This is a genomic window from Streptomyces sp. NPDC107522 (genome assembly GCF_055657525.1).
On the sequence record NZ_JBVKAU010000010.1, the window covers coordinates 70,019 to 93,165 of the forward strand.

The 23,147-nt window shown below is 69.5% G+C and carries 22 protein-coding genes; 13 read left to right on the forward strand and 9 right to left on the reverse strand.

The annotated features are described in order from the left end of the window. Positions 1-69: 69 nt before the first annotated feature. A complete protein-coding gene (locus tag ACZ7L6_RS28585) occupies positions 70-3,231 on the reverse strand; it encodes a DEAD/DEAH box helicase (RefSeq protein WP_471928737.1) in 3,162 nt (1,053 codons plus the stop codon). 157 nt (positions 3,232-3,388) lie between these two features. Between ACZ7L6_RS28585 and ACZ7L6_RS28590 the strand changes: the two genes are divergently transcribed. Then, on the forward strand, positions 3,389-4,381 hold the full coding sequence (locus ACZ7L6_RS28590; RefSeq protein WP_471928739.1) for a YDG/SRA domain-containing protein: 993 nt from the start codon (positions 3,389-3,391) through the stop codon (positions 4,379-4,381). 1 nt (position 4,382) lies between these two features. Here the strand turns inward: ACZ7L6_RS28590 and ACZ7L6_RS28595 are convergent, their stop codons facing one another. After that, positions 4,383-4,796 carry a very short patch repair endonuclease gene (locus tag ACZ7L6_RS28595; RefSeq protein WP_471929061.1) on the reverse strand — a complete coding sequence of 138 codons (414 nt, stop codon included), beginning with the start codon at positions 4,794-4,796 and terminating at the stop codon, positions 4,383-4,385. Positions 4,797-5,227: 431 nt separating this feature from the next. Here ACZ7L6_RS28595 and ACZ7L6_RS28600 point away from each other — a divergent pair, with 431 nt between their 5' ends. Then, the gene (locus tag ACZ7L6_RS28600; RefSeq protein WP_471929063.1) at positions 5,228-6,130 is read left to right on the forward strand and encodes an HNH endonuclease signature motif containing protein; all 903 of its coding nucleotides are present in this window, start codon (positions 5,228-5,230) and stop codon (positions 6,128-6,130) included. A gap of 134 nt (positions 6,131-6,264) precedes the next feature. Here the strand turns inward: ACZ7L6_RS28600 and ACZ7L6_RS28605 are convergent, their stop codons facing one another. From ACZ7L6_RS28605 to ACZ7L6_RS28615, 3 genes are all read right to left on the reverse strand, one after another. After that, positions 6,265-7,287: an SEC-C metal-binding domain-containing protein gene (locus ACZ7L6_RS28605; protein ID WP_471928741.1), complete on the reverse strand. Its 1,023-nt coding sequence runs from the start codon at positions 7,285-7,287 to the stop codon at positions 6,265-6,267. 125 nt (positions 7,288-7,412) lie between these two features. Then, on the reverse strand, positions 7,413-7,712 hold the full coding sequence (locus ACZ7L6_RS28610) for a hypothetical protein (RefSeq protein WP_471928743.1): 300 nt from the start codon (positions 7,710-7,712) through the stop codon (positions 7,413-7,415). A gap of 180 nt (positions 7,713-7,892) precedes the next feature. Continuing rightward, positions 7,893-9,365: a glycoside hydrolase gene (locus ACZ7L6_RS28615; protein WP_471928745.1), complete on the reverse strand. Its 1,473-nt coding sequence runs from the start codon at positions 9,363-9,365 to the stop codon at positions 7,893-7,895. 311 nt (positions 9,366-9,676) lie between these two features. Between ACZ7L6_RS28615 and ACZ7L6_RS28620 the strand changes: the two genes are divergently transcribed. Then, on the forward strand, positions 9,677-10,462 hold the full coding sequence (locus ACZ7L6_RS28620; RefSeq protein WP_471928747.1) for a class E sortase: 786 nt from the start codon (positions 9,677-9,679) through the stop codon (positions 10,460-10,462). A 42-nt stretch (positions 10,463-10,504) separates the two neighbouring features. On the opposite strand, the gene ACZ7L6_RS28625 is transcribed toward ACZ7L6_RS28620, so the two are convergent. Beyond that, on the reverse strand, positions 10,505-11,941 hold the full coding sequence (locus ACZ7L6_RS28625) for an MFS transporter (protein ID WP_471928749.1): 1,437 nt from the start codon (positions 11,939-11,941) through the stop codon (positions 10,505-10,507). 69 nt (positions 11,942-12,010) lie between these two features. Here ACZ7L6_RS28625 and ACZ7L6_RS28630 point away from each other — a divergent pair, with 69 nt between their 5' ends. The 4 genes from ACZ7L6_RS28630 (at position 12,011) to ACZ7L6_RS28645 (ending at position 14,689) form a co-directional block, all read left to right on the forward strand. Then, positions 12,011-12,523, forward strand: coding sequence for a winged helix-turn-helix transcriptional regulator (locus ACZ7L6_RS28630; protein WP_471928751.1), 513 nt, complete (start codon positions 12,011-12,013; stop codon positions 12,521-12,523). 44 nt (positions 12,524-12,567) lie between these two features. After that, positions 12,568-12,879 (forward strand): DUF6412 domain-containing protein, encoded by a 312-nt coding sequence (locus ACZ7L6_RS28635; RefSeq protein WP_471928753.1) that lies wholly within the window; start codon positions 12,568-12,570, stop codon positions 12,877-12,879. Positions 12,880-12,996: 117 nt separating this feature from the next. Next, positions 12,997-13,710 carry a YidC/Oxa1 family membrane protein insertase gene (locus tag ACZ7L6_RS28640; protein ID WP_471928755.1) on the forward strand — a complete coding sequence of 238 codons (714 nt, stop codon included), beginning with the start codon at positions 12,997-12,999 and terminating at the stop codon, positions 13,708-13,710. Between the two features lie 121 nt (positions 13,711-13,831). Continuing rightward, on the forward strand, positions 13,832-14,689 hold the full coding sequence (locus tag ACZ7L6_RS28645; protein ID WP_471928757.1) for a fumarylacetoacetate hydrolase family protein: 858 nt from the start codon (positions 13,832-13,834) through the stop codon (positions 14,687-14,689). Positions 14,690-14,798: 109 nt separating this feature from the next. Here the strand turns inward: ACZ7L6_RS28645 and ACZ7L6_RS28650 are convergent, their stop codons facing one another. Both ACZ7L6_RS28650 and ACZ7L6_RS28655 read right to left on the reverse strand, forming a co-directional pair. Further along, on the reverse strand, positions 14,799-15,326 hold the full coding sequence (locus tag ACZ7L6_RS28650) for a heme-degrading domain-containing protein (RefSeq protein ID WP_471928759.1): 528 nt from the start codon (positions 15,324-15,326) through the stop codon (positions 14,799-14,801). Beyond that, the gene (locus tag ACZ7L6_RS28655) at positions 15,323-16,396 is read right to left on the reverse strand and encodes a Gfo/Idh/MocA family protein (protein WP_471928761.1); all 1,074 of its coding nucleotides are present in this window, start codon (positions 16,394-16,396) and stop codon (positions 15,323-15,325) included. The genes ACZ7L6_RS28650 and ACZ7L6_RS28655 overlap by 4 nt, the downstream gene beginning before the upstream one ends. Positions 16,397-16,444: 48 nt before the next feature. Between ACZ7L6_RS28655 and ACZ7L6_RS28660 the strand changes: the two genes are divergently transcribed. The 5 genes from ACZ7L6_RS28660 to ACZ7L6_RS28680 all read left to right on the forward strand — a co-directional run bounded on the left by ACZ7L6_RS28660 (position 16,445) and on the right by ACZ7L6_RS28680 (position 20,834). Further along, positions 16,445-17,581: an ROK family transcriptional regulator gene (locus tag ACZ7L6_RS28660; RefSeq protein ID WP_471928763.1), complete on the forward strand. Its 1,137-nt coding sequence runs from the start codon at positions 16,445-16,447 to the stop codon at positions 17,579-17,581. Positions 17,582-17,701: 120 nt separating this feature from the next. Then, positions 17,702-18,556, forward strand: coding sequence for an LPXTG cell wall anchor domain-containing protein (locus ACZ7L6_RS28665; protein WP_471928765.1), 855 nt, complete (start codon positions 17,702-17,704; stop codon positions 18,554-18,556). Positions 18,557-18,646: 90 nt separating this feature from the next. Continuing rightward, positions 18,647-19,426 (forward strand): HAD-IIA family hydrolase, encoded by a 780-nt coding sequence (locus ACZ7L6_RS28670; protein WP_471928767.1) that lies wholly within the window; start codon positions 18,647-18,649, stop codon positions 19,424-19,426. A gap of 173 nt (positions 19,427-19,599) precedes the next feature. Next, positions 19,600-20,166: a hypothetical protein gene (locus ACZ7L6_RS28675; RefSeq protein WP_471928769.1), complete on the forward strand. Its 567-nt coding sequence runs from the start codon at positions 19,600-19,602 to the stop codon at positions 20,164-20,166. A 2-nt stretch (positions 20,167-20,168) separates the two neighbouring features. Next, a complete protein-coding gene (locus ACZ7L6_RS28680) occupies positions 20,169-20,834 on the forward strand; it encodes a class F sortase (protein WP_471928771.1) in 666 nt (221 codons plus the stop codon). 300 nt (positions 20,835-21,134) lie between these two features. Here ACZ7L6_RS28680 and ACZ7L6_RS28685 read toward each other — a convergent pair whose 3' ends face one another. Then, positions 21,135-21,923 (reverse strand): GAF and ANTAR domain-containing protein, encoded by a 789-nt coding sequence (locus ACZ7L6_RS28685; protein WP_471928773.1) that lies wholly within the window; start codon positions 21,921-21,923, stop codon positions 21,135-21,137. Between the two features lie 177 nt (positions 21,924-22,100). Between ACZ7L6_RS28685 and ACZ7L6_RS28690 the strand changes: the two genes are divergently transcribed. Further along, on the forward strand, positions 22,101-23,114 hold the full coding sequence (locus ACZ7L6_RS28690) for a glycoside hydrolase family 6 protein (protein WP_471928775.1): 1,014 nt from the start codon (positions 22,101-22,103) through the stop codon (positions 23,112-23,114). Positions 23,115-23,147: the final 33 nt, after the last annotated feature.

Genomic DNA, 23,147 nt, shown 5'->3' on the forward strand with positions numbered 1-23,147 from the left:
GCGTTGCTGCGGCTTACCTGGCCAGAGTTGCATCGACGTTGAGCCTGTGCGGCGAATCGCCGTGACCTATCATCCAGCCGCGATGGCGGAGTACGCCCACACATCGGCAGGAACCTTGTGCTTCAGCCGCCATGTGATCGCCATCGGCCGGCTCCCGGTGTGTCCGTCGTACTCAGCGGGACCAAGCAGCATCCACGGCTGTGCCCCACCGATGTCGGTGCTCTTGTAGCGTCGAACGAAGAGAAGTACGTGGCTGCCCTGAGCGGCGTGATTCTGGTAGCGCAGGCCAGTGGGAGACGTCTCTGACGTTTGGTTCTGGGACTCCCAGTGGAATTGGGTCTCGCTCTGTGCGTAGTCGTGATAGCGGGTCTGTGGGGAGAAGTCCTTCTCATCCTTCTCCAGCGTGATCAGTAGGGCATCGGTCTTGATTGACTCGCACCACTTCACGCCCTCGCGGAAGTCACCTGGCATGAAGCCACCGATGGCCGACTGGCCAAGGGCGGGCAGGATTTCCTCGCGGGTGTAGGAGGCGTGCACCGTCAATGCGATCCCCGCCTCGCCGCCGATGCCAAGAAGGGGGATCGGTAAATGTTCGGTGCGGGCAAGGTTGCACTCCAACACCTGACGCAGCTCGCGCCGCACCGCGTGCTGCTTGCGCAGTGTGGCGAACCCGTCGTCGTAACTTATAAACCCCTTGCGGACGACGCCGCCAAGCGGCCACAGCTGGAAGAAGAGCATTCGGGCATAGGCTTGCCCTTGCTCATCGAGAGCGTCGTAATCGGGTGCGTCGTCCTCAAGCAGCCTGGTGTAAGCGGATACCCGTAGCGGGTCGTCTACATGGAGGAAGGACGAGACGCGCTTGAGGAGGGCCGCTTCACCTTCAGGTGCTTCGCCCTTAAGGAGCCCAGAGCGGCGGAGCAGCCCGGTCCAAGAGTTGCCATTGCCGCGGTAGAGCTCTTTGAGCTCACGGCCACTCTCTTCCAAGTAGCGACTGAGCTTAGGCTCGGCGTAGTCGGCAACCTCGCGGGCCAGTGCTGTGACGTTAACGTCGATTTGTTGCCTAATGTTGGCGATGATGGTTCTCCTTGCCTTCTCCTCCAAGATGATTTGGCAGCCGGACGGCAGCTGCGGGAAGTCGCTCTCAATGTTGTCCAGCAGCCGCTTCCGGGTCAGGTTCGTCAGAGCCCGAAACTGATTCTCGAAGCGGAACTCCTTTCGGTGCTGTCCGATGAAGTCGAGGACCGTAAGTACAGCCTTGTCCTCTGTGCGACGCAGGCCCCGGCCGAGCTGTTGAAGAAAGACGGTGGCGCTAGACGTTGGGCGGAGCAGGAGCAGGGTGTCTACGTCGGGGATGTCGAGGCCCTCATTGAAGAGGTCGACCGAGAAGATCACTTGAAGTGCTCCGGACCGAAGATCCGCTAGCGCCTGCTTGCGTTGCTCGGCCGGGGTCTCGCCGGACAACGCGACGGCGTTGAGGCCGGCCGTGCGAAACACCTCTGCCATGAAGTGCGCGTGCGCGACCGAGACACAGAAGCCCAAGGCTCGCATCAAGCCTGGCTCAGCGACCTTCTCTTTGACGGCCTTCACGACCAGTCGCGCACGTCTTCCGTCGCTCGATAGGGCGTTACTCAAGGAACTCGGTTCGTAAGCTCCGCGCCTCCACTCAATGGTGGTCAGGTCGGTGTTATCGCTGATTCCGAAGTAGTGGAAGGGGCTGAGCAGCTCATTTTCGAGAGCCTCCCACAAGCGCAACTCGGCCGCGATACGGCCATCGAAGAACTCGTCTTGGACGTTCTTTCCATCCATGCGCTCGGGTGTTGCTGTGAGGCCTAGCAGCTCAAAAGGTTCGAAGTGATCGATGATCTTCCGATACGTCGGTGACGTTCCGTGATGGAACTCGTCGATCACAATCGCGTCGAAGTGATCAGGGGAGAGTCGATCGAGTGCCCTGGCGTTCAATGACTGCACGCTCGCGAACACATGAGTCCAGCGGTCCGGGATTCCACCGCTATGGAAGGGTTCACCAAAGTTGGGATCGACCAACACGTCCTGGTAGGTCCGCAGAGACTGTTGGAGGATTTCCTTGCGATGAGCTACAAACAGAAGCCTCAGGTCACGGCCGTACTTCTTCTTCAACTGTTTGTAGTCCAGGGCTGCCATTACGGTCTTGCCTGTGCCGGTGGCGGCCACGAGTAGATTCCGATGCCGGTCATGAATCTCTCGCTCGACCTCCAGCCGCTCCAACATGTCGCGCTGATGAGGATACGGGCGCACCTCAAGACCTGACAGGGTGATCCTGCGCTCGACAGCGCTGATGGACGATGTGCCGCCAGCAATGGCCAGAGCCTCTTGGAGGCGTCCACCGTGAGCTTCTGGGTTGTACGTTTCGAATGAGGGGTCGTTCCAGTACGCCTCAAAGGTGGCGTCGAACTTTCGCAGGACATCGGGAGTGGCCACGGACGACAGACGGACATTCCACTCCAGGCCATCGAGGAGCGCGGCTTTGGAGAGATTGGAGCTGCCGACATAGGCGGTGTTGTATCCGCTCTTGCGGCGGAAGAGCCATGCCTTCGCGTGTAGCCGTGTTGATCGGGTCTCGTAGTTGACCTTGACCTGGGCGTTGAACTCCTGAACCAATCGGTCCAGAGCGCGGCGCTCGGTGGCGCCGATGTACGTCGTTGTGATGACCCTTATGGGCACGTTCCGTTCGTAGGCCGCCTTCAGTGACTGCTCGATGATCCTCAGGCCGTGCCATTTCACAAATGCGCAGAGCAGATCGACGCGGTCAGCTGTGGCTAGTTCGGCGCGTAGCTCAAAACCGAGGCTCGGATCTTCTGGTGCGTTGGTGATGAGGGCGGTGTCCGATAGGGGGATGCCGGGCCTGACAGCGAAGACGCCCGGGGCCTCTTGACATGTTAGTGCGAGGAGTTGGCGAGGCCCCTCGGCTACAAGATCGACCCATTCCTGTGCACCTTCCAGGGTGCTGATGGACTCCAGGATGTGGTTCGCCGCGTAGACCCGCTCCTCGGCTGGAAGGTTCTCCAGGACACGCCGGACAGTTCCCGCCACGTGCCTTGCTAGGACGTGAGGCGCTGACTCCGGCGCCACTGCATCGCTCACGGGGTGCCAGCCGAGTCCGGCGAGCTCCTTCAGTTGCTCCTGGAAGCGCAGAGTGATCAGCTGCTCGTACAGGCCTGCGAAGGGCTGCGACAACTCTTCCGACCCGGCCATGCCGCATCCCCCCGCTCGCTCGGACCACTGCCTCATATGTAACAGAGGGCACTGACACCGGGGCTTGAGGGGCAGGGGTAGCCGAGCCTCGCGCTTGAACCGCCCACAATCGATTACTTGTTGACAAGGTTGATCGAATTCGATCCAGTATGGACCCATGGGGATCGAACGCACTATCGGTCACATCGACGGTGTTGCAGTGGGGGACCACTTCGACAGCCGGATGGCTGTACTGGCAGCCAAGCTGCATCAGACCAACCAGAAGGGCATCTCCTGGCTCAAGGATGAGAAGGACGATCTGCCGGTCGCCGACGCGATCGTGCTGAACGGCGGGTACATCGATGATGACGATCAGTGGACCTGGATGCGGTACACCGGAGCCTCGAAGGGCAACGAGCGAGACTCCAACAGTGGCCGGCTCCTTCGCAGCCAATCTTGGTCCTACGTCGACAACGCCGCCCTCAAGCGAAGCTACGAGCGGCGCTATCCGATTCGCGTCATTCGCGGTTACGAGGGCGATGAGCGCTACTCGCCGACCAAGGGCTACAGGTACGACGGCTTGTATCGGGTTACGGCCGTTCGCACGACTCGCTCCAAGCTGTCTGCGCCCGATGGCACCGAGATTAAGATATGTCAGTTCGACCTGGAGCGTCTCCCCGAGTCTCAGCAGGGACACACGGTCGTCGAATCCCATGTCGCTGAAGCCCTCGAAGAGCTGGAAGAGCAGTACGAGCTGCAAGGTGAGGAGAGGTATCCAGCGGTACGAACCATGCCGGTTCAGCGCCTCATACGAAGCGTGGCAACCTCACGGCGGGTCAAGAAGCTCTACGGCGGCGAATGCCAACTCTGTGGCCGTCGATTGCTCGGCCCAGATGGCGAGGCGCACAGCCAGGGCGCCCACATAAGGCCCTTGGGTAAGCCTCACAACGGCCCTGATGTCGAACAGAACATCCTCTGCGTTTGCCCCAACTGCCATGTGCGGCTGGACGTTGGAGCTGTAGTGGTGGACGAGGACTGGTCCATCATCGTGCGCGCGGCGATGTTCGGGGAGGTGCTGTTGCCGAAGCTCAAGACCAAGGGCTGGCATCGAGTGCATCCGGACTACATCCGATACCACCGTGAGTGGTGGGAGGAGCGAGGAGCTTGCTGACCTACTGCCGTGAAACAGTGGCGCTGACCTTCTCTGCAATCGCGTTCGGTTCTTGGTGTTCCCAGAAGCGCAGCACTGTCCAGCCTGCTCCCTCAAGGTGGAGAGCGGTCTCACGGTCCCGTGCCATGTTCTTGTCCAGCCTCGCACGCCACCAGTCGACATTCGCCTTGGGGTGGGTTGCATGCTCCGGGCGTCCGTACCAGAAGCAGCCGTCGAGGAACACAGCGACCTTAGCGTTGGTGAAGGCAACGTCGATTGTGCGACGGGGCACGCTGGGGACCAGCATGTTCACCCGGTAACGCAGGCCAGCGGCATAGAGGAGTCTTCGGACAGCGACCTCGGGGGCCGTGTCACGAGAGTTTTGCCGGCTGATGCGGGCAGAGACAGAGGGGGAGGACGGAACGGCACCAGCCACGAAGGCATTCTGCCAGCGGGTAGAGATGGCGGAGTTCACCCTCACTGTTGGGGCCGCCCGCTTCTTTGGCAGTGTCGTGCTTCCGCAGGCCGCGTCAAGGGCGCTTCACTCCGCTGCGCTGCGTTCCGCGTCGGCTGCGCCGATGGCCCTTCGGGCCACCCTTGACCCGGCCCGCTCCAGCACGGGGGAGAAGCGAGCGGGCGGCCCGGGGAAGGCGGGTGGCCTGGGTCGGTAGCGGTGAGGTCGGCTGTGTGGTGGCCGGGGTTGGGGGCGCGGGCCCGTATTGGGGGCACGCCGGGTGAGCTAAGCGGCATGCGGTCGGTGGGTGGGGGGGCGGGCGCATGGGGGGCATGCCGGGGCAGCTCGGCGGCATTCTGTCGGCGGGCGGAGGCTTGGGCGGCTACATCCAGGCGTAGACGCTTGCCGAGCAGCTGCGCGTTGTTGATGACAGCGTTGCCGCTCAGATTGAGCAGGTCATGGCGGTGAAGATGCCCAAGCAGGCGGCGGGGCAGACCCGGGCCGCGTTGCGGCAGGAGGTTCAGCGAGCCGATCCCGGCGGGGCTGAGCGACGGCATCAGCAGCGGGTGCGGGAGCGTGAGATCAAGCGCTATCCGCAGGAAGACGGCATGGCCCTGTTCGGGGCTGTGCTGCCCGCGCAGCAGGCCGCGCTCATGGAGCAGGCCGTTGACAGCCGGGCCCGGGTCTATGTCGAGGACGGACGCACTCTGGAGCAGAAGCGGGTCGATGCGCTCTTCGACCTCGTCGTCAACCAGCCCGGTGCGTTCGGCAGTTCCGGTGCGGGAACGGGTGGGATGAGTGGGACAGCGGGGCGGTCGGGCGTTGTCGTGCAGGTGACCGTGCCCTTCGACATTCTCATCGGGGACGAGGACGGGCCCGCCGAGCTGAAGGGCTACGGGACCATCACCGCATCGCAGGCCCGGGCGCTTGCCTTTGCGCCGGGTACCGTCTGGCGGCGGTTGCTCACCGCTCCCGAGACGGGGCTGCTCATCAAGACCGACCCCACCACCTATCGGCCGACCGCTGAGACCGAGCGGTATGTGATCGCTCGGGATCAGTACTGCGCCTTCCCCAGCTGTCGGATGCCTGCGCACCGTTGCGATCTTGACCATGTGCGGCCGTTCGATCATCGGCGTCCGGAGCGGGGTGGGCCGACCGTTCCCGACAACCTGCAGCCGCTGTGCCGACGACATCATCGGCTCAAGACCCACCATCCCGGCTGGAAGGTCACCCGGGATGCGCACACCGGCACCAGCACCTGGACCGCGCCCACCGGGCATACGTACACCAACACGCCACCCGTCTACCGGGAGTGAGCCAGCCAGTTGCGTACTGCCCAGCGCCTGTGCAGCCGAGCCGAGCGGCAACCGCCCCCTCGGCTGACAGGCATGGGCTTAGTGCCGCCAGGCTGGGGGTCGCGTGAAGGCAGTCGGCTGCTGCGTCGGCTCCGTCAGCCCTGTCGCTCCGCGCCGTGGCAGTCGCCGTACGGCTGCCCCGAACCGCACCAGCATCCCGCCCCCCGCTGCGGCGGCCAAGCCACAGCCCGCCCCCTCGCCGCCAGCGTCGTCGCATACTGCGGCAGCAGCGTCGCGTCCTCCGGGGAGGCGCCCTCCGACGCTGCGAAGGCCTCGTACGACGGGACCGTGCCCGTCACGATGCCCAGGTTCGGGGTGCCCGAGGATGACAGTTCCCGCAGCGAGGCCTCTATCGTCGCCAGGTGTTCCTCGTGGGAGGGGTACTCCAGGGCGAGGGACGGGTACGCGGCCACCAGTTCCGTCAGCTCGGTCGCTGTCCAGTGGAGGACCGCTACGGGGAAGGGGCGGGACAGGGCCTCGCGGTATGCGCCGAGTTCTGCTCGGAGGCGGGAGATCTCCGCCTCCAGTTCCGCCGGGTTGTCCGAGCCCAGGGACCACACGCGCTTCGGGTCGTGGAGTTCGTCCAGGGAGACCGGCATCGAGTGGAGGGTGTCCGCCAGGGCGTCCCACTCGTCGTGGGCGACGCCCAGCATGCGTCTCACCCTGTGGCGGCCGAAGAGCAGGGGGTGGGTGGAGTACGGCGGCTCCGCCACGTCCGTCAGGAGGAGGCGGGCTCCCTCCGTGAAGGTCTGCTGCGCCTGTTCCAGCTCGTCGTGTGCCTCCAAGGCCTCCGCGACGATCACCCAGGGGGCCGGGTCCCTCGGGGCGGCGGCTCGGACGCCGTCGATGATCGCCCTTGCCTCGGCCTCGTGGCCGTACTCCCACAGGTTCGACGCCTTGAGGGCTCGTACCAGGTACGGGTTGTCCAAGGTGACGGACGAGGAGAGCAGGCGGTCGTAGAGCGCTGTCGCGGCGGGGCGGTCGCCGGACAGTTCCAGGTGGGCCGCGGCCCTCAGGAGCAGGGCCTCGGCGTCCTCGGGGTAGAGGCCGGCGGTTCGCTCCAGGCGTGCCGCCTCGGCGGTGTGGTCGACGTTTTCGGCAGGCGTGTCGGGGCGCATGGGGGACACCGTACTGCCCACGGCTGACCGAGGAGAGAACAGAGGGAAGAAGAGGACGCAGATATTGGCGCAGATATTGCCTGGTCGAGGCGAGGTCGAGGCGAGGCCGACGCGTGCCCGGTGTCTCACGCCTTGGCCAGGCACGGCAGCACCAGGAAGGGGACCGGGATCAGTGTCGCCGTCGCCAGCCATCTGCGGGGGCTGTCGGTGGCGCGGCGGAGGGGGCGCAGGACGTCCACCGCCACCAGTGCGGCCAGCAGCATCGCCCCGGTCACTGCCAGCAGGAACATCAGCATGGGCGCGTCTTCGAGCGTGTGGTAGTCGCAGTTCGACAGTTCCGGTCTGGCCGCGAAGGCGTCGCAGTCCGAGGGTATGTAGTCGGTCAGCAGCCAGTACGTCAGGTAGAGCGGGATGATCGCGGGCACCCCGAGGGCCAGGTTCGCCAGCGCGGGGGCCAGAAGGCCACGCCGGCGCCCGCGCTCATCTTCTTCCGTCTGTACGGCTGATTCCGCCTCTGCGACTGATTCCGCCTGCCCGACCGATTTCGCCTGCCCGACCGATTTCGCCATGTGCCGGAGGACGTTCCCGGTCTGCCCCCGGTTGCGTCAGATCACCACTCCGTCGATCTGCAGCGTCTGCACCGCCTTCGCCGCGAACGGCACCGCCACCGACTTCCCGCTCAGGTACCGGTCCGAGTACGCCTTGTACTGGTCCCCGCCCGTCGTCACCGTGTTCCAGCGCGGGACCAGGCCGCCGGAGCCGCCGGACACCGTCGTGAAACGGGACAGGTCGAAGGTGAAGGTCTGGGCGGAGGTGCTCGTGTTCACGGCGACGATCACCAGGCGGCGGGCCGACGCGTCGTAGGCCGCCGCCGCGTAGCTGACGCCCGTGTCGAGGATCCGCATGCCGGGGCGGATGTGGCGGCTGAACTGGGCCATGACGTAGTGCTTGGTCTGGACTGTGGTCGGCTGGAGGGTGTTCGCGTCGTAGGCGATCATCGCCCAGCCCGCCGTCGGGTCCATGACCTGCCAGTAGCACCAGGCCGTCGGGTGCAGCCAGCGGAAGTCGTAGCAGAGGTTGGAGGCCAGGGTGAGGCCCGTGCCGTCGCCGTCGCCCGTCTCCGAGTTCCACAGCTTCTTGCCGGAGGTTGTCACCACGTCCGTGTAGAGGAGGTCGCGGCGGCCGCCGGAGCCCTGGTAGCCGTGCACGTTCACCTGGCTGACCAGGGCTTTGGTGGAGGAGTTGAAGGACGACCACGTCGAGCGGGCCGTGTCGTAGTTCGTCTCGTCGGATGCCGAGATGCGGATGCCCGTCAGGCCGCGCTTGTCCAACTCGCTGCGCATGTACGGGAGTACGGCCGCCTGGACCGCCGGGTCCATGTGGCAGCCCTCCTGGGTGCCGGTGGCGGTCCACCAGGTGGAGGCCGGCTCGTTGAAGGGGTCGACCGTCGCGAAGTTCACGCCCCAGTTGTTCCTGGCGTACAACGCCGTCGCGGCCAGGTGGGACGCGTGCTGGCGGTAGTTCCAGGTCTGGAGGTTGTTGCCGCCGTCCGCCGCGCCGGACGGGTTGTGGTTGTTGCACATCCACCACATCGGGGAGTTGGCGAACAGTTCCGTCGTCGCGCCCCGCTGCGTCGCCTTCACCAGCATCGCGCGCTGGTTGGCGTCCGCCGTCCATTTCCAGGCCGAGGAGGTGGGGTCCTCGTTGTTCCAGTCCTGCCAGAAGCCCTCGATCTGCTTGAAGGCGGGGATGTTGGGCGACTTGACCATCGACTCGCCGTTCACCGTGTTCCAGCTGCAGGCGCCGAGGTTGTAGCGGGCGATGTTCAGGCCCAGGCCCGGCAGTGCCGTGCCGTTGTAGGTCACCGACTTGGTGGTGAAGAAGAGGTCGGCGAAGTCGTCCCGGGCGCCGAACACGTTGGCCCACCAGGCGAGGGAGGTGCCCCAGCCCTCCCAGGTGCCGTACGACGTGCCGGGGTTGACGGCGATCGTCGCGTCCGCGTGTGCGGTGCCCGTCGCCAGGGCGCTGCCGAAGAGTGCGCCGCCTGTCGCCGCCAGCAGTGTTCTGCGTCGGATCATGACTTCTCCGCTTCGATCATCTTTGATCAACGTCGGGTCAATGGCCGGTCGGTGGCCGGTCAGTGGTCGGTCAACGGTCGGTCGACGTCGATCGTCGAACCGGCGTCGTGGCCCGTCCCGTTCATGCCGACAGGAAGCATCGGGTGTGGCGTGTGAGGTTGTCGAGGGTTCCGACAGCCCTTTCTCAAACCTGTGGAGGAAGTGTTCGGGGGGTCGGACGCCTCGCGGACACCCACCGGGCGCGCACGGGTCTGGAGACCTCGCGCTACGGCCCCTATCGTGCGGGCGGCCCCGGCGAAGGAGGCTCACGGATGGTGCGGGTTCGCGTCGTGCGGCACAGCGGTCTTCGGCGGCGTGCCCGGCGGCGGCGGGTGCTGTGGGCCGGCGGGGAGGTGCTCGTCACCGTCGGGGTCGTGCTTCTGCTGCTGGTCGTTCATCAGGTGTGGTGGACCAACCGGGAGGCCAGGGAGGGCGCCGAGCGGGAGGTCCGGGCGCTGGAGCGGGCGTGGGACGGCTCGGACGGCGGCTCCCGTACGGCCGTACCGGCGGCGTCGGCCCCACCCCCGGCCGCGTCCGACGGCCCGCCCGAACCCGAGCGGTCCGACGGCACCCGGCGACAGCCGGCCGCCGCCCCCGCGCCCGACTGGTCCCGGGCCTACGCCATCCTCACCATCCCCCGCCTCCACCTCCGCGTCCCCGTCGCCGAGGGCGTCAGCAAGAGCGGCGTCCTCAACAAGGGCTACGTCGGCCACTACCCGGGCACCCAACAGCCGGGCCAGGCGGGCAACTTCGCCCTCGCCGGGCATCGCAACACCCACGGCGAGCCCTTCCGGTACATCAACCGGCTCGCGCCCAAGGACGTCGTGAGGGTCGAGACGCGGAGCGGGACGTACACGTACGCCGTCGACCGGACCCTGCCGCAGACCGCCGCCCATGACGGGAGCGTCATCCGGCCGATCCCGCGTTCCTCGGTCAAGCGGGGCTACGGCTACACGGACCCCGGCTACTACCTCACCCTCACCACCTGCACACCGGAGTACACGTCGAGGTACCGGCTGGTGGTGTGGGCCAAGCTGGTGTCCATGCGGCCCCGCTAGGTCCTGTCGTCAGCCGGGCCCTGGCGTCAGCAGGCCCTGGCGTCAGCCCCGCTCCCGCAGCACCACCACGCTCACCGCCGCCAGCAGCGCGAGCCCCGCCGAGACCACCATCGCGATGTCCGCGCCGTGGGCGAGCCCGCCGTTCGTCGAGGTGGCGAGGGCGATGGTCAGGGCCACGCCGGCGCTCGAGCCGATGTACCGGAACGTCTGCTGGGCGCCCGAGCCCATGGCGGTCCGCTGGGCCGGTACGGATTCCACCGCGAGCAGCGGCAGCGCGGCGTTCAGCAGGCCGCTGCCCACGCCGGCCAGCAGCAGGCCGGGCAGCAGCCGGGGCCAGGAACCCGCGTCGACCGCGCCCAGCATCGCCAGGGCGCCGCCCGCGTGGAGCACGAAACCGAGGGCGAGCTGGAGACGCGGCGACAGCCGGCCCGCCAGTCTGCGGGCCTGCAGAGCCACCGCGAAGGACAGCCCGGACCACAGCAGGAACAGCCACGCCGTGTCCATCGCGGACAGTCCGAGCGTCTGCTGGAGCAGCGCAGGCAGGAAGCTGAACAGCCCGATCACCGCGAGGCCCGTGAACAGCCCGCCGGAGGAGGACGCGAGGAAACGGCGCCGGCGGAGCAGGGTCAGGTCGATCATCGGTTTCGTGGTGCGCCGCTCCACCACGACGAAGAGCCCGAGCAGGGCTACGGCCGCCAGGAGCAGCAGGCCCACGGGAGCCCGCAGCCAGCCGTCCCGTCCCAGGGTCAGCGCCGCCACCAGGGCGACCAGGGCCAGTCCGAAGGTGATCGCCCCGGCGAGGTCGGGGCGGCCGCCGCGCGGGGCCCGGGACTCCGCGAGGGTGCTGCGCGCGGACAGGCCCGCCACGATCAGCGCGGCCGCGCCCAGGACGCCGTACGAGACCCGCCAGCTCGGTATCGCGCCGGCGAGGACCGGGCCCACGGCGATGCCGCCGCTCACGAAGGCGCCCCACACGCCGGTCGCGCGCAGTCGGCCCCGCGGGTCCGGGAAGGCGTGGGCGATCAGGCCGAGGCTGCTGGCGAGGAGGGCCGCGCTGGCCGCGCCCTGGGCGATGCGGGCCAGCGTGAACAGCCAGGTCGTGGTCGTCAGGGCGCCCAGGGCGGTGGTGATGCCCAGCGCGAGGGTGCCGGCGACGAAGATCCGGCGGCGGCCGTAGTCGTCGGCGAGGCTGCCGGCCACCAGGAGGAGGGCGGCGAGGCCGAGCGGGGTGCCGTTGAGGAGCCAGGCCTGGGCGGAGAGCGGGGTGTGCAGGGCGGCGGCGGTCTGGGGGAGCGTGACCATCGGCGCGGTGTACGTCATCAGGGCCACGGCGGTGGCGGCGCTGGTGAGGGCGAGGGTGGCGCGCGGGTGTGAGGGCGGCTGCGGGGCGGGGGTGGTGCCGGGGGTGGCCTGGGGGGCGGCCTCCGTGCCGGCGGTGGGAGGACCGGCGGCGAGAGTTCGTTCATTGAACCTTGGCATGTGCGCCACCGTAACACGGTAAGTTCGTTCACTGAACCATGAAGGTGAAAAGGGGCTACAGTGGACGCCATGGCACTGGGCAAGGACTACGCGTCACAGGAGTGCACGATCGCCCGGGCGCTCGAGATCGTCGGCGAGCGGTGGACGCTGCTCGTCGTCCGCGACGCCTTCTACGGCGTCCGGCGCTACAACGACTTCCTCGTCCACCTCGGCATCCCGCGCGCCGTCCTGGCCGCCCGCCTCCAGACGCTCACCACGGAGGGGATCCTCGAAAAGCGCCGGTACCAGCAGTCGCCGCCGCGTGACGAGTACGTCCTCACCGACCGCGGCATCGCCCTGTGGCCCACGGTGCGGTCGCTCGCCCTGTGGGGTCGTGAACACTTCGGCGGCCCTCGGCTGCGGTACTTCCGGCACGCCGAGTGCGGCACGGAACTCGGGCCGTACGGCGAATGCGCGGCGTGCGGAACCGTCGTACCGGTCGAGGACGTCCTCATGGAGCCGGGACCCGGACTCGATCCGGACCCGGCGGATCCGGTCAGCAGGGCACTGCTCAACCCCAAGCGGCTGCTGCAGCCTGTATAAAGGCCGATGACCGGGATGCGAGCCGTACGAGGGGAGGGGCGCCGATGATGCGGAGCTGGGCGAGTCTGCGGCCCGCCGCCGCGATGGTGGTGCTCTTCCTCGAGATCGCCCTGCTCGACACCGGCAGCCTCTCCGCGACCGTCGCGCTCGCCGCGACCGCCGCCGCGAGCTCCGCGTTCGCCGTCTGCTCCCTGCTCGCCTCGCGAGCCGCGCCCGCCGTGGCGCCCACCCGGGTGCGTACGGCCATCCGTGACCGGGCCCGCCGTACGGCCTTCCTGCCCCAACGCGACCCCGACGCCTCGGGCCGGCCACGGCCCCGGGCTCCTGGGCACGCCCTCCCGGCGACCGTCGCGTAGGGCACCCGCACCGCACCGCACCACGGGCCTGCCCTCGCCCGGTTCGTCATGCCGCCATGCCGACTTCCCGGCATTTCCCCTCACTCCGGCACGACGAGACCCTCGGAGGGCTCACCCATGTCCGTTTTCGCTGACCTCGTTCAGCAACTCGCCGACCTGCTCCACCCGCTGTTCGGCGCCTCCGCGGCCGCCGCCGCGATCGTCCTGTTCACCGCGTTGGTACGGCTGCTCGTGCATCCGCTGTCCCGGGCGGCCGCGCGCGGGCAGAAGGCGCGGGCCGAGCTTCAGCCGAAGATCGCCGAGCTGAGGAAGAAGCACGGCAAGAACCCCGAGAGGCTCCAGCGGGCCGTACTGGAGCTGCACGCCGAGGAAAAGGTGTCGCCGCTGTCCGGGTGCCTGCCCAGCCTGTTCCAGCTGCCCGCGTTCTTCCTGCTCTACCACCTGTTCTCGAACACGACGATCGGCGGCGAGGCCAACGAACTGCTCACGCACCATCTGTTCGCCGCGCCCCTCGGCGACCGCTGGGCGGACGCGCTCGGCGACGGGGGCGTCTTCGGGGGCGCGGGGCTCGTCTACGTCGGGTTGTTCGTGGTCGTCACCGGCGTCGCGGCGTTCAACTACCGCCGTACGAAGCGGATGATGGCCGCGAATCCGGCGGTGCCGGTGGCCGGCGGTGAGCCGGTGCCGGGGATGGGGGCCGTCAGCAAGGTCATGCCGTTCATGTCCTTCTTCACGCTCTTCACCGTGGCGGTGGTGCCGCTGGCGGCCGCGCTGTACGTGGTGACCAGCACGACGTGGAGCGCGGTGGAGCGGGCAGTGCTGTACCGCTAGGCGCTTATGGTCCAGTACGTGAACCAGGTATTGCGGAGCGGCCGTGGACCTTGGAGGATCGACCAGTCCTCCGATGGCTGCACCCGTCGGCGGGCGCCCGCGATCGAGGGAGATTGTGATCATGAAGCTGCTGCGAGTCGGTACGGCGGGAGCGGAGACGCCCGCGCTGCTCGACGCCGAGGGGGTTCTGCGGGACCTCTCCGGTGTCGTGCCGGACATCGACGGAGCGCTGCTTGCCGATGATGCGGCGCTGGAGCGGATCCGTACGGCCGCGGACGCCGGGGAGCTGCCTGCGCTGGACGCGACCGGGCTCCGGGTCGGGCCGCCTCTCGCGCGAATCGGCAAGGTCGTGTGCATCGGGCTGAACTACCACGACCACGCCCGCGAGACCGGCGCCGAGCCGCCCGCCGAGCCGGTCATCTTCTTCAAGGCCGCGGACACGGTCGTCGGTCCTCACGACACGGTGCTGGTCCCCCGTAAGTCGACGAAGACCGATTGGGAGGTCGAGCTCGCGGTCGTCATCGGGCGTACGGCCCGGTATCTGGACTCGGCCGAGGAGGCGCTCGCGCATGTCGCCGGGTACGCGGTGGCGCACGACGTGTCCGAGCGGGAGTTCCAGATCGAGCGGGGCGGGACCTGGGACAAGGGGAAGAACTGCGAGACGTTCAATCCGCTCGGGCCCTGGCTGGTGACGGCGGACGAGGTGCCGGATCCGCAGAATCTGTCGCTGAAGCTGTGGGTCAACGGTGAGCTGAAGCAGGACGGGACGACGGCCGAGCAGATCTTCTCGGTGGCGGAGGTCGTGCGGTACGTCAGCCAGTTCATGACGCTGTATCCCGGTGACGTGATCAATACCGGGACGCCGGCGGGGGTGGCTCTGGGGCAGCCTGAGCCGAAGCCGTTCCTTCGGGCCGGGGATGTTGTCGAGCTGGAGATCGAGGGGCTCGGGCGACAGCGCCAAGAGTTCAAAGACGCGTAAGCGCTCCGCTGGGAGAGCCGGGGAACTGCGGGTAGTTCGTCAGCCGCGGGTGGTACGTGTGGCTGGTCGCGCAGTTCCCCGCGCCCCTAAAAGATCAGGGGCGTTGCCCTTACTGCTTGCTCAGGAACTCCTCCAGCGCCTCCACCACGAAACGGTGGTCCTCGAGCTGCGGCAACCCGCTCACCGTCACCGACCCGATGACTCCGACGCCCTCGACGTTGATCGGGAACGAGCCCCCGTGTGCCGCGTAGGTGTCGGGGTCCAGGCGAGAGGAGTCCTCGAACGTCGTGCCCTTGGCCCGGAAGCGGGCGCCGACGACGTAGGACGAGGCGCCGTAGCGCTCCACCACCCGGCGTTTGCGGGCGATCCAGGCGTCGTTGTCGGGGGTGGAGCCGGGCAGGGCCGCGTGGAAGAGCTGCTGGCCGGCGCGGTGGATGTCGATGGCGACCGGGGCCTGGCGCTCGCGGGCCATCTCGACCAGCAGGGAGCCGAGGGCCCAGGCGTCGTCGTACGTGAAATGGCGGAAGACCAGGCGGCGTTCCTGGGCCTCCAGCTCCTCCAGGGGCGGGGTGAGCTCCGGATGGAACCTCGGGGTGATCTCCGGGTTGTGCGTCTGATGCGACTGGTTGTGCGTCACAGTGCCACCACCACTCCGTCACGGGCCGAACGGCGGGCCGCCTCCAGGACGTCGAGGGCGGATGCCGCCTCCAGGGCCGTCGCCGGGTTGGGGCCGCCGTCCAGCAGAGCCTTTGCCACGGCCGCATAGTAGGCGGGGTAGTCGCCGGGGAGGGTGGGTTCGACGCGGCCGCCGCCCGTCAGGGGGGACTCTCCGGAGCCCACTCGGCCCCACATCGACTCGGGTTCCGTGCCCCAGTCGGCAGTCGTGTCCGGGCGCTGCCCCTCCCGCAGCGCCGCCTCCTGCGGATCCAGCCCGTACTTGACGTATCCCGCCTTCGAGCCCAGCACCCGGAAGCGGGGGCCGAGTTGGGCGGTCGTCGCGGAGACGTAGAGGTGGGAGCGGACGCCGCTCGCGTGCGTGAGGGCGATGAAGGTGTCGTCGTCCGTCTCGGCGCCGGGGCGGCGGATGTCGGCCTCGGCGTACACCTGCGTGACCGGGCCGAAGAGGACCAGCGCCTGGTCGACGACATGACTGCCGAGGTCGTACAGCAAACCTCCGATCTCTGTCGGGTCGCCGGACTCCCGCCAGCCGCCCTTGGTCTGCGGCCGCCAGCGTTCGAAGCGGGACTCGAAGCGCCATACGTCGCCCAGCTCGCCGTCGGCCAGGAGCCGGCGGAGCGTCAGGAAGTCGTTGTCCCAGCGGCGGTTCTGGAAGACGGACAGGAGCAGTCCGCGCTCCTCGGCCAGCGCCGCCAGCTCGCGCGCCTCGGCCGCCCTACCCGCGATCGGCTTGTCGACGACGACCGGCAGGCCCGCCTTCAGGGCGGCGGTGGCGAGCGGGACGTGCGTCTTGTTGGGGGACGCGATGACGACCAGGTCGAGCTCGTCGGCGCGGGCGAGCAGGTCGTCGGGCGTGGCGGCGACGCGGACGTCCGGGTGCTCGGCGCGGGCCTGCCGCTGCCGCTCGGGGTTCGACGTGACCACCGTGTCCAGGGCGAGGCCCTCGGTGGCGGCGATCAGCGGGGCGTGGAAGACGGAGCCGGCCAGGCCGTAGCCGACGAGGCCCACACGGAGGGGAGTAGCACTCATGAAACCCACTTTCGCAACGCTGTTGCCAAAGTGCAAGCGCCAGGGAGAATGGACGGCGTGAACAGGACGAACGGCGGCGCCAATCTGCTCGCCCTGCGCAGCCACAACGCCGCGCTGGTGCTGGACCTGTTGCGTACGGCAGGAGGGGCGGGCATCAGCCGGCTCGAACTCGCCGAGCGCACCGGCCTCACCCCGCAGGCCGTCAGCAAGATCACCGCCCGGCTGCGCGAGGACGGGCTCGCGGCGGAGGCCGGGCGCCGGGCGTCGACCGGGGGCAAGCCGCGTACGGTGCTGCGGCTCGTGCCGGAGGCCGGGCATGCGGTGGGCGTGCATCTGGACCGGGACGAGCTGACGGCCGTGCTCTGTGATCTGACGGGAGCCGTGGTCGCTCAGCGCCGGGCCCCGCTGGATCTGGGGGCCGGTGCGCAGACGGTCATCGAGCGGGCCGTGCGGGAGGTGGGGGAGCTGGTGGCCGGGGGCGGCCGGCCGGGTGCCGTGCTCGGTGTGGGCGTTGCGCTGCCCGGGCCGCTCGACCATCGGCGCGGTGTGCTGCACCGGGTCACCGGGTTCCCGGAGTGGAACGGCTTCCCGCTGCGGGACGTGCTCGCGCGGCGGCTCTCGCTGCCGGTCGTGGTCGACAAGGACACCAACGCCGCCGCCCTCGGGCTCGCCGTCGGCGGCGAGGCCGCGTCCGGCACGTCCTTCGCCTACCTGCACTTCGGGGCGGGGCTGGGCGGGGGGCTCGTGATCGGGGGAGCGGTGCACCGGGGTTCCCGTACGGGAGCCGGGGAGTTCGGGCACCAGGTCGTCCAGCTGGACGGCCCGCCCTGCGGGTGCGGCAACCGTGGCTGCGTCGAGGCGCTGTGCCTGGCCGCCGTGGCGCGCGGTGACCTGACGGAGGCGGCCCGGGTGCTCGGTACCGCGGCCGGCAACCTGGTCGCGCTGCTCGACGTCGACCTCGTCCTGCTGGGCGGCCGCACGGTCGCCGCGGCGCCGGAGACCTTCGTACGGGGAGTCGCCGACGTCCTCGACGAACGCGCCCGGCGTGCGGGCGGGGACGCGGTGCCGGTGCGGGTCGCCTCCGGCGGGGAGCGGGGGGAACGCGCGGGACACGGTGAGCGCGAGGTCGCCGAAGGAGCGGCCCAGCTGCTGCTGGCGCCGTTGTTCGGGAGGGCCGACGGGTGAGGCCGGCTCGGGTGGGCGCGCGGACGGGGATCGTGCACGTGCGCTGATCGAGGGGACTTGCGGAGCCGTACGGAATGGCACCGCCGGGAAGCCGCTCCCACCCGGCATGGTCATCTGATTATGCGACTGCACACACCCGCCCCGTTCTGCCTCGCAGCAGCCGCCCTCCTCGCCGCAGCGCCCCCGGTGCACGCGGAATCCCCCGCCGAGCTGCCCAGCTGCGCCACCGACGACCAGGACTTCCCCCTCACCACCCGCCTCCACGGCGGCCCGGGTTCCTACACGGCCGGCGGCGGATTCGGCACCTGGTACCTGGAACTCACCAACACCACCGGGCGGACCTGCACCGGCATCCACCCCGTCGTCGTACTCGTCGACGGCAAACGCGCCCTCAAGCCGTCCCAGCCCCGCCTGGAGTTCTACGGCAGCCCGAGCGGAAACCGGGACGGCACCCCGGGCACGACGCCGGACGCGACCCCGACCGGCGGCCCGGACGCCACCCGCCCCCGCCCCGTCCGCTTCGAGACCACCGACGAGGAAGAACTCGTCGGCGCCTTCGACGGCTTCCCCGGCTTCACCGTCGGCCCCCGCGCGACCCTCACCGTGAAGGTCCGGCTGGCCATCACCTCGGACGCCGTGCCGAACGAGGTCACCGCCAACGCGGCCGTCGTCCAACGCCATGACGGCGACGGCGACTGGGTCGGCCAGTCCAACGACTACCGCTTCACCATCGACGCCGACCCCGACACCGGCACCCACACCGCCGCCCCGACCCACCCCGCCGACCAGGCCGCCTCCGCCCGCCCGCCCGACCCCACCGCCTCGGCCACCCCCGGCACCTCCCGCAACCAGCTCACCCTCGCCGACGAGCTCGCCCGCACCGGCCTGACCTCCTCCTCCGGCGCCGCCCTCGCGGCCACCGCGGCGCTCCTGCTGGTCGGCGCGGGGCTGTTGTTCGCCCGGAGGCGGCGCTGAGGTCGCACGACCGTTCCCTGAAGATCGGGCCTGTGCTTACGCTGGGGCGCACGCAGCACGCAGCACGCACGGCGGCAGGAGATCGCGCACATGGCAGACCGCAAGCCCATCGAGTCATGGCTCACCGACATGGACGGTGTGCTCATCCACGAGGGCATCCCGATCCCCGGTGCCGACGCCTTCATCAAGAAGCTGCGTGAGTCCGGCAAGCCCTTCCTCGTCCTCACCAACAACTCGATCTACACCCCCCGCGACCTGCACGCCCGGCTGAACCGCATGGGCCTGGAGGTGCCGATCGAGAACATCTGGACGTCGGCGCTGGCCACCGCGCAGTTCCTCGACGACCAGCGCCCCGGCGGCTCGGCGTACGTCATCGGCGAGGCGGGCCTGACGACCGCGCTGCACGACATCGGCTACATCCTCACCGACCACGAGCCGGACTACGTCGTCCTCGGCGAGACCCGCACCTACTCCTTCGAGGCCATGACCAAGGCGGTCCGCCTCATCAACGACGGCGCCCGCTTCATCTGCACCAACCCAGACGAGACCGGCCCCTCCGCCGAGGGCCCGCTCCCCGCGACCGGTGCGGTGGCCGCGCTGATCACCAAGGCGACCGGCAAGCAGCCGTACTTCGCGGGCAAGCCGAACCCGCTGATGATGCGCACCGGCCTGAACGCCATCGGCGCCCACTCCGAGACCAGCGCCATGATCGGCGACCGCATGGACACCGACGTGCTGGCCGGTATGGAGGCCGGCATGCAGACCTTCCTGGTGCTCACCGGCCTGACCCGGCCCGAGCACGTGGAGAACTTCCCGTACCGGCCGTCGAAGGTCGTCGACTCGATCGCGGACCTCGTCGAGCGGGTCTGACAGCGCGGGGCCGACACAGCGGATCCGATACCGCGGATCCGGCACCGCGCATCAGAACCGCGCGTCCGAAACCCCGTACACCCGCAATACGACCCGTACGGAGCAGTCCGGCCCCCATTGAGGATGCGGGGCCGGTGCTCCGGGGGGAGCCTCCAGGTAACTGGAGGTTCACGATGGGATCACTGCGAGTCACTCTCTGCGCGATCGCCGCCCTCGGGACGGTGGCCGTCACACCGGCGGCGGCACACGCGGCACACGCGGCGGACGGGGGTGTCTCGGTCAGCCCGTCGTCCGCCCGCCCCGGCAGCGATGTCGCGGTGCGGGTGAGCGGATGCCCGGAGAAGACCGCCAAGGCAGTCTCCCCGGCGTTCGTCACCGACGCACGCCTCACCGTCGGCGCCGACGGCACCCTCGTCGGCGAGAGCCGCGTCCGCTCGACGCTCCGGGCGGGGACGTACGACGTGAAGGTCGCCTGCGGCGCCGCGTCCGGCACGGGCGCCGTCACCGTCGTACGGCAGGGGGCGGACCGGTCCGTGGGGCACGGGGCGGAGCCTTCGGTCCCCGCCTCTCCGGTGGCCCCCGTCCGGGCCGGCGGCGGTGGCGCCGCACAGCTCGCCGTCGTGGACGCCCGCGCGGCCGGTCCCGGCACGGCGCACACCGTGACCGGGCTGGTCCTCGCGGGCGTCGCCGCGACCGCGGTGGCGCTGCGGAGCAGCCGTCGGAGCCGACGGCAGCGCTGACCATGGCGGACCACGAACGCTCCCCGCACGGCGGCCGCCTCCTCATGGGCGTCGCCTGGGCCGTGCTGCTGCTCGGGCTGTGGCTGTGGGGGCGGGAGGTCACCGACATCCGGCAGGCCGTGTCCGCGCCGGTGTCGGGCGACGTCGCCGCGGTCGGACGGCCCCAGAGGGTACAACTTCCTCCCGCGGTACGGCCGTTGGGGGACGCATTGCCGCAGCGCCTCGACATCCCTGGGCTCGACGTGCAGGCACCGGTCGTCGCCCGGGGGCTCGATCGGCAGGGCGCGGTCGATCCGCCGCCCTACGGCCAGGCCGGCGCCGTCGGCTGGTACGCGGCCGGGGTGAAGCCGGGCGCCGCCGGTGCCGCGGTGATGGTGGGGCATGCCGACACCGCGACCCGGCCCGCCGTCTTCCACCGGCTCCGCGCGCTGCGGCCCGGCGCGACCGTGCGGGTGCTCCGCGACGACGGCAGGGTCGCCGAGTTCACCGTGGAGGACGTGCACGTCGTCACCCGCGACCGCTTCGACGCCCGGCAGGCCTACGGAACCCACCGCTCGGGCCGCGCCGAACTGCGCCTGATCACCTGCGGCGGCACCTTCGACCGGACGACCCGCAGCTACACGGCGAACGTGATCGTGTCGGCGTATCTCACGGGGACGGGCCTGTAGGTGCCTGCCCGGCCGCCCCGGTCCGCACCTTCGGGGCCGCGCGGCGCAGGCCCCAACCTCCGGACGGCGCTGCCACCTGGCCCGGTCGACGGCCGCTCCCCCTGAGCCGTCGACCGGGCCGGCCCTCAACCGCGGGCGCACGGGCTGCGGGAGTAACCCGGCGACCGGCGCGGGAGGTCTGGGTGATCAGTGGGGGATTGTCCGACCGGGGGCTGGGGCCGTACGGGAAGACTGTAGAGCGGAACACGGCCGGGGCCTAGGGCCAGGTGGCCCGGGGCGCACAAGCGGAGGGGCGGGGTGCTACGCGCGTCCCCCGTCGTCCGCCCGCCCCGCCTCGCGGCGCAGCCCGGCGTCGTCCGCGACCCTGTCGATGACCGTCTGCGCGACCCGGTCCAGGGGCAGTTGGTGGCGGCGTGCGTACTGGCGCAGGGCGACGAAGGCGTGGTCGGCGGGGGCGCCCCAGCGCTCGGCGAGCATGCCCTTGGCCTGCTCGATGCGCACCCTGCTGGACAGCGCCTGCTGCAACTGACCGGCGAGGGTGCGGCATTGGGCGTACGTCGTGTTGTTCTGCAGTCCGAGGGCCGCGCAGTCGGCGATGACCTGGGCGAGGCGCAGCTCGGCGGAGTTGCCGGGGGAGGTGTCGGTGGAGGCGTCGGGGAGCGTGGGGAAGAAGACGCTGAGCGCGCCGAGCAGCCGCTGCCGGCGGCGCAGGGGGACGGCGAGGGCGGCCTCGATGTCGTGGGCCAGCGCCCGCTCGGTGAACTCCGGCCAACGGGCGGCCGCGCGGGCCGCGCGGATCGAGACCGGCGGTACCGGCCGGCCGGTGCTGTAGCTGTCCAGGCAGGGTCCGCCGCCGCGCTGGGCCTGAAGCAGCTCGGTCGCGATCTCCTCGTGTGCGCTGCTCGCGGTCAGCGACACCGCCCGGTCGTTCTCGATCAGCATGATCCCGGCGGCCCGCGCGGACAGTAAGTGCACACAGTGGTCGGCGACCCGGCGTAAGTAGTGCGCGGACTCGAACCCGTCGGTGAGGGTGTCCGCCGCCTCCACCAGTGCCTGCGCCAGCCGGATCTCCCGGGTGGATGGGTGCATGAGCGCGTACTCCCCTTCCCCTGTCGCCCGCCCCCTTGCAGGCGTGCGTCCACCCCGGTCATCGGCGTCGCGGCAGTGGCTGTAACAGCTCCCCGACAAGCCTCGGGCGGCCTCGTGTGCCTCACGCCGCGTATGTCAGGATTGAGGCTTGGAACAGTGCACCCGAGGGGGAGTTGGATGTACCCGAAGAGGGGGGTCGGAGTGCGGACGTCCGCGATGGTGCTGGGGGCGGCACTGCTGGTCGCGGGATGTTCGTCCTCCGGGGACGGCGAGGAGCCGCAGGCGGACGCCGGGATCAGCCAGCAGCCCAAGGACACCGACCCGTTCTGGGTGAACCCGGACGGGAACGCGGCGCAGCAGGTCGTGGCCTACCAGAAGGACGGCAAGAAGGAGGACGCCGAGCAGATCCGCAAGATCGCGCAGCAGCCGACGGGCGAGTGGATCAGCCCGGAGAACCCTCAGGACGAGGCGCGCGGTTTCACGGAGGCCGCCGACAAGGCGGGCCGTACGGCGCTGCTCGTCCTCTACAACATCCCGCACCGCGACTGCGGCCAGTACTCCCAGGGCGGTGCCGCCGACGGCAACGCCTACCGGGCCTGGATCGACGGGGTGGCCAAGGGCATCGGCGACCGGTCCGCGACGGTGATCCTGGAGCCGGACGCGCTCCTGCACCTGGTCGACGGCTGCACTCCGGACGAGTACCACGAGGAGCGCTACGACCTCCTCAAGGGCGCCATCACCAAGCTCAAGTCCCTGAAGAACACCAAGGTCTACGTGGACGCGGGCAACGCCGGCTGGGGTCACCCCGACCAGATCTTCGAGCCCCTGAAGTGGGCGGGCATCGACCAGGCCGACGGCTTCTCGGTCAACGTCTCCAACTTCTACACGACCAAGGACTCGATCGCGTACGGCAAGGAGCTCTCCGCCAAGGTGGGCAACAAGCCCTTCGTGATCGACACCAGCCGCAACGGCAACGGCCCCTACACCGAGGGCGACCCGGACGAGCGCTGGTGCAACCCGCCGGGCCGCGCGCTGGGCGAGACGCCGACGACGAAGACGGCGGACCCGCTGGTGGACGCGTATGTGTGGGTCAAGCGCCCGGGCGAGTCGGACGGCGAGTGCAAGGGCGGCCCGAAGGCGGGCGAGTGGTGGGCGGAGTACGCCCTGAAGCTGGCCAAGGCCAGCGAATAGCTTCTTGTACGTAGCTTGGGGGCGCCCTCCGTC